Raw genomic sequence first — 8,442 nt, forward strand, 5'->3', positions numbered from 1 at the left:
AGGCCGCGGACCGGCTGCCGGCCCCGCCTCAGGCGCCGAGCGGCAGAACCGTCTCGACATGGGCGTCGAGCACGAGGTCGTCGCTGGCGCCCATGACCTGAAGCTCCGTCACGGTGAGGCTGAGCAACGGCTTGCCCCACCAGCGTGAGATGATCTCGGCCAACGCTGCGGTCTCGGCAGCGTCGAGATCGTCGGTGAGGTTGTAGAGGCCGATCAGCCAGAGGTCGCCCGGCGCCCGGCCGAAGGCGGCCTGGACCTCCTGCAGCATGTTCCGGCCGGCGCGCTTCTCCGGATAGACCGGCAGATAGAGCCGCCCGCGATTGACGTTGCCGGAGAAGAGCCCGCGCAGCTCGACCGTGAAGGGCTCGATCTTGCGCAGGGCTTCGCGCGTTTCTGCGGCGATGACCGGGGCCTCGGCGAGACTGAGCGAGCCGCAAACCGTCGCATGCAGGCGATCCTGCCGTTTCGGCAGGATATCCCAGGCGATCTTGCCGGCGAAGGGCGCGGCCTTCAATTCGGCCTCCAGCGCGCGGAAGGCAGAGGAGGCGCGCAAGGCGCCGTCTTCCACCGGCAGAACCAGCGAGTAGACCGCCGGGTGGCGGCCCATCTCGTAGAACTTGCCCTCGCGCCGGGCGATGATTCCGGGATGCTCCGGCGCGACCAACGGCAGATGGGCCAGCCGGTAGCTCTCGTCGAGCGTCAGCGGCGTCGTGAAATCGGTGAGGCTGCGGCGATAGCCGAGTTCGTCGTCCTCGCAGAAGATTGGAGCGGAGGCGGCAGTCGCGAGCGCGGCGTCAGTCATCGGAGGTCTCTGTCTTGCGGAAGGGGCTTTCGGCTGCCAGCGCTTCGCGCGCCGCCGCGATCTGCTCGCGCTCCTGCGCGAGATAAGCGGCGACGGGCCGGCGCAGGCCGGGATCGGCGATATGATGCAGCGAGCGGGTGATCACCGGCCGGTAGCCGCGGGCGAGCTTGTGCTCGCCCTGCGCACCGGCCTCGACACGGGTCAGGCCATGGGCGATCGCATAGTCGATGGCCTGATGGTAGCAGACCTCGAAATGCAGAAAGGGGTGATCCTCGATGCAGCCCCAGTTGCGCCCGTAGAGCGTATTGGCGCCGCGGAAATTGATGGCGCCGGCGATATAGCGCCCGGCGCGTTTCGCCATCACCAGCACGATCCGCTCTCCCATCGCCGCGCCGACTGCTGAGAAGAACGCGCGGTTGAGATAGGGACGGCCCCATTTGCGCGAGCCGGTATCCTCATAGAACGAGAAGAAGTCGTCCCAGACCGTTTCGTTGAGATCGTTGCCGGAGAGGACATCGATGCTGATGCCGTTAGCGAGCGCCTCGCGCCGCTCACGCTTCAGCGCCTTGCGCTTGCGGGAGGCCAGCGTCGCCAGGAAGTCGTCATAGGTGCCGAAGCCTTCGTTCTGCCAATGAAACTGCAGGTCGTTGCGCTCGACATAGCCGGCCTGCTTCAGCGCGGCGATGTCCGGCTCCTGCGCGAAGGTGACATGGACCGACGAAGATTGTGTCTGTCCGCGCAAGGCCTCCAGCCCGCCGATCAGGGCGGCGCGGGCCTCCTCGGCGCGAGGCGTATCCGCGACCAGCAGGCGCGGGCCAGTCGCCGGAGTGAAGGGCGCGGCGACCTGGAGCTTGGGATAATAGCGCCCGCCCGCTCGCTCATAGGCATCGGCCCAGCTGTGGTCGAAGACATATTCGCCCTGGCTGTGGCTTTTCAGGAAGCTTGGCGCCGCCGCCAGCAACTGACCGGCGTCGCCCTCGACGAGGAGATAGGCAAGCGACCAGCCGGTGCGGCCGCCGATGCAGCGGCTGTCTTCCAGCGCCATGAGGAATTCATGGCTGACGAAGGGATTGTCCCGGTCGAGCGCGGGATCGGTAGACTGCGTAGCGGGCGCCGATATTGCGTCCGCCAGCGCATGAGGATTGGCGCAGGCATTCCATGCGCCTGCGGGGACGGCCTTGAGGGAGGTCGCGACACGAACGGTGAGATCGCTACCCTCCGCTTCGCTCAAGGGCGAAAGCCCTCGAAGACCATCTGGTCGGCCATGGCCGCGGCCCGCTGCCGCTCTTCCGGCGTGCGCACCGTCCAGCTCATCAGGGGCAGGCCGAGCGCGTTGCGGCAGAGATAGGGCGCGGCGCTCTCCAGATCCGTGACCTTCCAGGAGATGAAGTCCGGCCGGCTCTCGGTGAAGTGCAGCAAATTGGCCAACGCATGCTTCCGCTCCGGCGAGAGGCTGACATAGTCGCCGTAATCATAGGCATTCATCGCCACGATGCCGCGCGGAATCTCCGGCGCCAGCTCGCGCAGGGCCGCCACGATGTCGGGATCGAAGGATTTGATCACGATCGGGTGACCCTTGTAGCCCGCGACGACCTCAACGGTCCGCTTGGTCAGGGTCAGATCACCGTCGAACCGGCTCTTGATCTCGATCACGAGCGGCACGCGCCCGCCGATCAGGTCGAGGAAGGCCGAGAGCGTGAGGATGGGATCGTTCGACCCCTTGAGCGTGATTGCGCCCAGCTCCGCCGCCTTGCGCGAAACGACGGCGCCGGTCTCGCCCGTAAGGCGGTCGAGCACGAAATCGTGGAAGACGACCGCCTCGCCATCGGCGGTGAGCTGGACGTCGCATTCGATGCCGAACCCGCCCGCGATTGCGGCCGTGGCAGCGGAGGGGCTGTTCTCGATCACGCCGGAAGCGAGATCATGCAGGCCGCGATGCGCGATCGGCTTCGCCACCAGCCAGCCCAGATCGGGCCGGCCGGCATTCTTGTGGGACCCTGCGGGCATCAGGCGATCTCGAACATCGCTTCGACCTCGACGGCGGCATCGGCCGGCAGTTCGGCGACGCCGACGGTCGAGCGGGCATGGCGGCCCTTGTCGCCGAGCACCTCGACCATCAGGTCGGAAGCACCGTTCATGATCGCCGGCAGGGCGGAGAAATGCGGCGCGGAGTTGATGAAGCCACCGAGGCGGACACAGCGCACGATGCGGCCGAGATCGCCGCCCAGCGCTGCCTTGGCCTGTGCCAGCACGTTGATGGCGCAGAGGCGCGCGGCTTCGAGACCGGCCTCGTTGAAGATTTCGGCGCCGAGCTTGCCCTTGTGCTTGTCCGCGAGCTTGCCGTCGAGCCCGAAGCAGATCTGGCCCGAGATGATCAGAAGGTTGCCGGTAATCACATAGGGCACATAGTTGGCGATGGGCGCGGCCGGGGACGGCAGGGTGATGCCGAGTTCGGCGAGGCGGGTATCGGCGGCGTTCATGGGCTTGGCTCCGCGAGCGAGGCAGGGTGCCTTCGGGCAGGCCTTTCATGGCCGATGGCCGGGCGGCTCGCAAGCACCGTGGCATGCCGGACGGGCAGGGCCGATGCGACGGATGCGAGCGCCGCCTCCGCCATGTTTGCGCCATTGCCGCGATGCACCTAGATTTCGCAGCAGGCCACAACGGACAAGCGACGCATGAACGGAACAGTCTCGAAGCTCGCGACCCAGGCGAGCGGGGTTTTGGCGGGAGCGCTGGTTCTGGCCGCGATGCCGGCCTGGGCGCAAGCCGCGCCCGAGCGGGTGGTGCTGTCGCCGCATCGCGCGGTCTATGACCTCGTGCTCGACAGCACCAAGCCATCCGGCAACATCGAGACCGCGAAGGGCCGCATCGCCTTCGAGTTCACCGGCGATGCCTGCGAGGGCTATGCGCTCTCCTTCCGACAGGTCACGCAGCTCGGCACCGAGGCTGGGCCGCGGCTGATCGATGCCCGCACCACCAGTTTCGAGGCCGGCGACGGCGCGAATTACCGCTTCAAGACCGAAAGCACCGCCGCCGGCGCCAAGCCGGACACGGTCGACGGCACCGCGCAGAAGAGCGATGGCGGCTATGAGGTGAAGCTGCGCCTACCCAAGGTCGAGACGCATCGCGAGGCGAGCGACGCGCTGTTCCCGAATGCGCAGATGAAGGCCGTGATCCAGGCCGCGCGCGCCGGGCAGAAGACGCTGAGCGTCAGGCTCTATGACGGCGCCAATTCCGGCAAGGAGGTCTATGACACGCTCTCGATCATCGGGAAGCGCATCGAGGCCGCCCCCTCCGAGAAGCCGTTGCAGCGCCCCGAATTCGAGAAGCTGGCGCGCTGGCCGGTGACCATCTCCTATTTCAAGGCGGGCTCCGGCGAATCGACGCCGGCCTACAGCATCAATTTCGAGCTCTACGAGAACGGTGTCACCGGCGCGATCCGGCTCGATTACGGCTCGTTTGCGCTGCGCGGCACGCTCACGCGTCTGGATCTTCTTCCTCAGGAGCCTTGCGCGAAATAGCGGGCTCCGACGAGCGGCGCTGCGGCAGCCTCAGGCTCAGGCCCTTGCCGATCGCCTCGTCGCCGAAGCGGGCGCGCAATTTGTCGAGCGCGCCCTCCATCGCCTTCAGGCGCGGTGTCGCGGTGTCGGCGAGGTCGCCATGGTCGGCGGCGTCGGGCGGGCTGAAATCGCTCGCGCCGATGCCGATCAGGCGGTAATGCGCGCCGTTGCACTCGCGCTTGAGGAGGTCGCGCCCGGCCGCGAAGAGGCGCGCGGCGAGCTGCGTCGGCTCCGGCAGGCGGGCGGCACGGGTGATGATGTGGAAGTCGGCCGTCTTCAGCTTCAGCGTGATGGTCCGGCCCGCAAGCTCCTGTGCCTTCAGCCTTTTCGATGTCTTTTCGCAGAGCCGCCACAGGATCGGTTCCAGCTCCTCGAAGCGAGCGAGATCGACATCGAGCGTCGTTTCGCTTGAAACGCTCTTGGTTTCGCGCTCCGGCGTGACCTGGCGGGAATCGATGCCGTTGGCGAGGTTCTTCAGGCGCGGCCCGTCCTTGCCGGCAAGCTTGAAGAGTTTGTCGACGGGCGCTTCGCGCAGGTCGCCGATCAGCTTGAAGCCGCCTTCCGCGAGCCTGGCGACACCGGCCGGACCCATGCCGGGAATGAGGCTGATCGGCTTGGTCGCGAGAAAGGCGACGGCCTCGCCCCGCCCGATGATCGAGAAGCCGCGCGGCTTGTCGAGATCGGACGCGACCTTGGCGAGGAACTTGGCATAGGACAGCCCGACCGAGATAGTGATGCCGAGCTCGGCTTCGACATGTCTCGCGAAGCGCGCCAGCGTCACAGCCGGGCTGGCATGGTGCAATCGTTCCGTGCCGGAGAGATCGAGGAAGGCTTCGTCGATCGAGAGCGGCTCGACCAGCGGTGTCAGTTCGCGCATGAGCTGGCGGACCTGGCGGCCGACCGCGACATATTTCGCCATGTTCGGCTTGACCACCACCGCCTCGGGGCAGGCCTTCAGCGCCTTGAACATCGGCATGGCCGAGCGCACGCCATAGGTCCGGGCGATATAGCAGCAGGTCGAGACCACGCCGCGCTTGCCGCCGCCGACGATGACCGGCTTGTCCTGCAGGCTCGGATCGTCGCGCTTCTCGATCGTGGCGTAGAAGGCGTCGCAATCGATATGGGCGAGGCTCAAGCTGTCGCGCTCGTCATGGCTAAGCAGCCGCGGGGAGCCGCAGGCCGGGCAGCGTTTCGCTGGCCCGGATGAGTCGTGGTCCGCGAGGCAGTCGCGGCAGAGCCAGCGCGGCGAGGGCGCGCCCGTGCTCAAGAGAAGTCGTCCGGCTCCGGCCCGGCGAGGACGCGCCTGGCATCGGCGACGATTTCGGGATTCAGCCTTAAATTTCCGGCAAACTCCAGGAGGAGCGAATCGCTGCTGCCGATATGGTCGAGTACGGCGGCGAGGAAACCGGGTTCTCCGGCGGCCTGGCGCAGATTGGCCGGGTTGAGGCCTGTCGTGCTCAGAAAGAGCTCGATCCGCTCGGGTTCGGAGGCCAGGAAGGCAAGGGCCTGGAGCGCGAGCGCCTCGGCCTCGTCTGTGGTCGGTCGTCGTATCATGGGGGCTTCAGTCGCGTATCCGGTTTGCGTTTCGTCAACTGCTCGCGTGTTACGCAATCATCTGATGATGCCGCCAATTTGGAAAGCCCGCCTTCGGCGTGGCGCTCCCGGCACAAATGAAGGGCGGCCCGATGAAGACGGTTCTGATCGTCGAGGACAACGAGCTCAACATGAAGCTCTTCAACGATCTGCTCGAGGCCCATGGCTACGCGACGCTGAAGACGTCCGATGGCATCGAGGCGATCGAGTTGGCGCGGACGCATCATCCGGCGTTGATCCTGATGGATATCCAGCTTCCGGAGGTCTCCGGGCTCGAAGTCACCAAATGGATCAAGGAGGATGACGACCTGAAGATGATCCCGGTCGTCGCGGTCACGGCCTTCGCGATGAAGGGCGACGAGGAGCGGATCCGGGAGGGCGGCTGCGAGGCCTATCTCTCCAAGCCGATCTCGGTCGCCAAGTTCCTGGAGACCGTCCGCACCTATGCCGGCGCGGCCTGAGCCGGCGAAAGCACAGCCATGACCGCCCGCGTCCTCGTCGTCGACGACATTCCCGCGAATGTGAAGCTGCTCGAAGCCAAGCTCTCGGCCGAGTATTTCGGCGTGGTCACGGCGACGAACGGGCGCGACGCGATCGCGCTTTGCGAGCGCGGCGAGGTCGATATCGTCCTGCTCGACGTGATGATGCCGGGCATGAACGGCTTCGAGGTCTGCCGGCGCCTCAAGGGCGCGCCCTCGACCGCGCATATCCCCGTGGTGATCGTCACCACGCTCGACCAGCCTCGCGACCGCCTGCAGGGTCTCGATGCCGGCGCCGACGATTTCCTGACCAAGCCGCTCGACGATACCGCGCTCTTTGCCCGCGTGCGCAGCCTTGCCCGGCTGAAGGCGATGACCGACGAATTGCGCAGCCGCGCCGTGGCCTCGGTCCGCCTGGGGATCGCCGACCCGCTTGCGACGGCGGCGGCCGAGACCGGGCTGAATGGCCGCATCCTCGTGATCGAGGATCGACCGAGCGCTGCCGAGCGGGTGCAGAGCGCGCTTTCGGCCTTCCATGCGGTGGAGATCGAGGACGACGCCCAGCAGGCCGTGATGCGCGCCGCCGAGGGCGATTTCGATGCCGTCGTGATCAGCCTGGGCCTGCAGGGGCAGGACGGCCTGCGCCTGTGCAGCCAGCTGCGCTCGCTGGAGCGGACCCGCAACATGTCCGTGCTGCTCATGGGCGAGGCCGAGGATCGTGAGCGCATCCTGCGCGGGCTTGAGATCGGCGCGCATGATTTCCTGCTCCGCCCGATCGACCGCAATGAATTGCTGGCGCGCGTGCGCACCCAGGTGCGCCGCAAGCGCTTCACCGAGCGGCTGCGCGACAGCGTGCAGTCCTCGATGGAAATGGCGGTGATGGACCAGCTCACCGGGCTGCATAACCGCCGCTTCATGGACAACCGGCTCTCGGTGATGTTCGACGAATCGGCGCTGCGTGCCCGTTCGCTCTCGCTGCTCGTGCTCGACATCGATCATTTCAAGTCGGTCAACGACAGCTGGGGCCACGATGCCGGCGACGAGGTCCTGCGCGAATTCGCCGACCGCGTCCGCGCCTGCACGCGCGGCATCGATCTCGTTGCGCGCATGGGCGGCGAGGAGATCGTCGTCGTGCTGCCCGATACCGGGCGCGATGCCGCCTATCGCGTGGCCGAGCGCATTCGCGAGCGGGTCGAGAGTTCGCCTTTCGCGGTCCAGAGCAATACCCGCGACATCAAGGTCACGGTCTCCGTCGGCGTCTCGAACCGGCGCGCCGGCGATGCCTCGTCTGCCGACATGATGAAGCGGGCGGACGACGCGCTCTACCGGGCCAAGGCCGGCGGCCGTAACCGCGTGATCGTCGCCAGCGCGGCGTAAGGCGCAGACCCCTTCGCTGCAGCCCCTCGCAGCGTCATCTTCAAGCTTATTATCAGGCGATTGCGCCAAGTTTCTGAAGTCGACCAGTAATACGGCTTGGCATTCGCGCGTGCGCTGAAGGCTTTAAGCTTAGCAGGTAGGGTTAACGATCGATGAATTCGGCCGATCGGTCGGATTTGATTGATTCAGATACGGCGTATTGTAGAGATTGTGCAACGCAGTGATCACGCAGATCGCTCCCAAATGCCCCTCGGGTGCTCAGGTCCGCCGCATCTCCTGGGAAACCGAAGGGCTCGGCCGGTCGGTAACGGATTTCTGGCCTCCTCAGAACCGTCGCCGGCCGGCCACCTTGCGTTGCCGTACGATAGCTGAAAATCAGCTTCGCTATACTTGCCGTTTCTAGCTCGCCTTGAATGTGCGGCGCCGGGTCTTCTTCGCGAGCAGCCCGCCGTCACCAATCGGGATGTCCGCGTTCCCGATCTTGCCTCCAAGCATATGCGAGAGCGCACGGCGCGCGTTGGTGGCGCAGTCGATGTCGTCAGGCTTCGCCTCGATGTCAAACGGCGCGCAAAGTTGCCCCCCGATCGGCGTCCAATGTTGGGTCTGACGCAATCCCGCTGACATTTGAGAT

9 protein-coding genes and 1 pseudogene are annotated in these 8,442 nt (G+C 66.3%); 3 read left to right on the plus strand and 7 right to left on the minus strand.

The window, feature by feature from the left end; genetic code table 11:
* Positions 1 to 28 precede the first annotated feature (28 nt).
* Genes AC07NY_RS19060 through AC07NY_RS19075 form a run of 4 tightly spaced genes read right to left on the minus strand, consistent with a single transcriptional unit; the run spans position 29 to position 3,282 of the window.
* Entirely contained in the window at positions 29 to 802 is a 774-nt protein-coding gene (locus tag AC07NY_RS19060) for a 2'-5' RNA ligase family protein (RefSeq protein WP_494585125.1), read from the minus strand.
* Positions 795 to 2,033: a GNAT family N-acetyltransferase gene (locus AC07NY_RS19065; protein ID WP_494585126.1), complete on the minus strand. Its 1,239-nt coding sequence runs from the start codon at positions 2,031 to 2,033 to the stop codon at positions 795 to 797. Before AC07NY_RS19065 ends, AC07NY_RS19060 begins: the two co-directional genes overlap by 8 nt.
* Positions 2,030 to 2,809 carry a glycerophosphodiester phosphodiesterase family protein gene (locus tag AC07NY_RS19070; RefSeq protein WP_494585127.1) on the minus strand — a complete coding sequence of 260 codons (780 nt, stop codon included), beginning with the start codon at positions 2,807 to 2,809 and terminating at the stop codon, positions 2,030 to 2,032. The genes AC07NY_RS19065 and AC07NY_RS19070 overlap by 4 nt, the downstream gene beginning before the upstream one ends.
* Positions 2,809 to 3,282, minus strand: coding sequence for a RidA family protein (locus tag AC07NY_RS19075; RefSeq protein WP_492283405.1), 474 nt, complete (start codon positions 3,280 to 3,282; stop codon positions 2,809 to 2,811). Before AC07NY_RS19075 ends, AC07NY_RS19070 begins: the two co-directional genes overlap by 1 nt.
* 195 nt (positions 3,283 to 3,477) lie before the next feature.
* Between AC07NY_RS19075 and AC07NY_RS19080 the strand changes: the two genes are divergently transcribed.
* Positions 3,478 to 4,323 (plus strand): cell envelope integrity EipB family protein, encoded by an 846-nt coding sequence (locus tag AC07NY_RS19080; protein WP_494585128.1) that lies wholly within the window; start codon positions 3,478 to 3,480, stop codon positions 4,321 to 4,323.
* Here AC07NY_RS19080 and AC07NY_RS19085 read toward each other — a convergent pair.
* Positions 4,280 to 5,629, minus strand: a complete 1,350-nt coding sequence (locus AC07NY_RS19085) for a DNA polymerase IV (protein WP_494585129.1) — start codon at positions 5,627 to 5,629, stop codon at positions 4,280 to 4,282. The two genes, AC07NY_RS19080 and AC07NY_RS19085, sit on opposite strands and share 44 nt — an antisense overlap.
* On the minus strand, positions 5,626 to 5,973 hold the full coding sequence (locus AC07NY_RS19090; protein ID WP_494585130.1) for a DUF3572 domain-containing protein: 348 nt from the start codon (positions 5,971 to 5,973) through the stop codon (positions 5,626 to 5,628). The genes AC07NY_RS19085 and AC07NY_RS19090 overlap by 4 nt, the downstream gene beginning before the upstream one ends.
* Before the next feature lie 74 nt (positions 5,974 to 6,047).
* On the opposite strand from AC07NY_RS19090, the gene AC07NY_RS19095 reads away from it, so the two are divergent.
* Positions 6,048 to 6,416 carry a response regulator gene (locus tag AC07NY_RS19095; RefSeq protein ID WP_492283401.1) on the plus strand — a complete coding sequence of 123 codons (369 nt, stop codon included), beginning with the start codon at positions 6,048 to 6,050 and terminating at the stop codon, positions 6,414 to 6,416.
* Positions 6,417 to 6,434: 18 nt separating this feature from the next.
* A complete protein-coding gene (locus AC07NY_RS19100; protein WP_492283400.1) occupies positions 6,435 to 7,811 on the plus strand; it encodes a PleD family two-component system response regulator in 1,377 nt (458 codons plus the stop codon).
* Positions 7,812 to 8,210: 399 nt separating this feature from the next.
* Here the strand turns inward: AC07NY_RS19100 and AC07NY_RS19105 are convergent.
* Positions 8,211 to 8,442, minus strand: a pseudogene (locus AC07NY_RS19105) (hypothetical protein); the annotation flags it as partial.

It is taken from the genome of Allobosea sp. GW821-FHT09G06 (assembly GCF_059416005.1).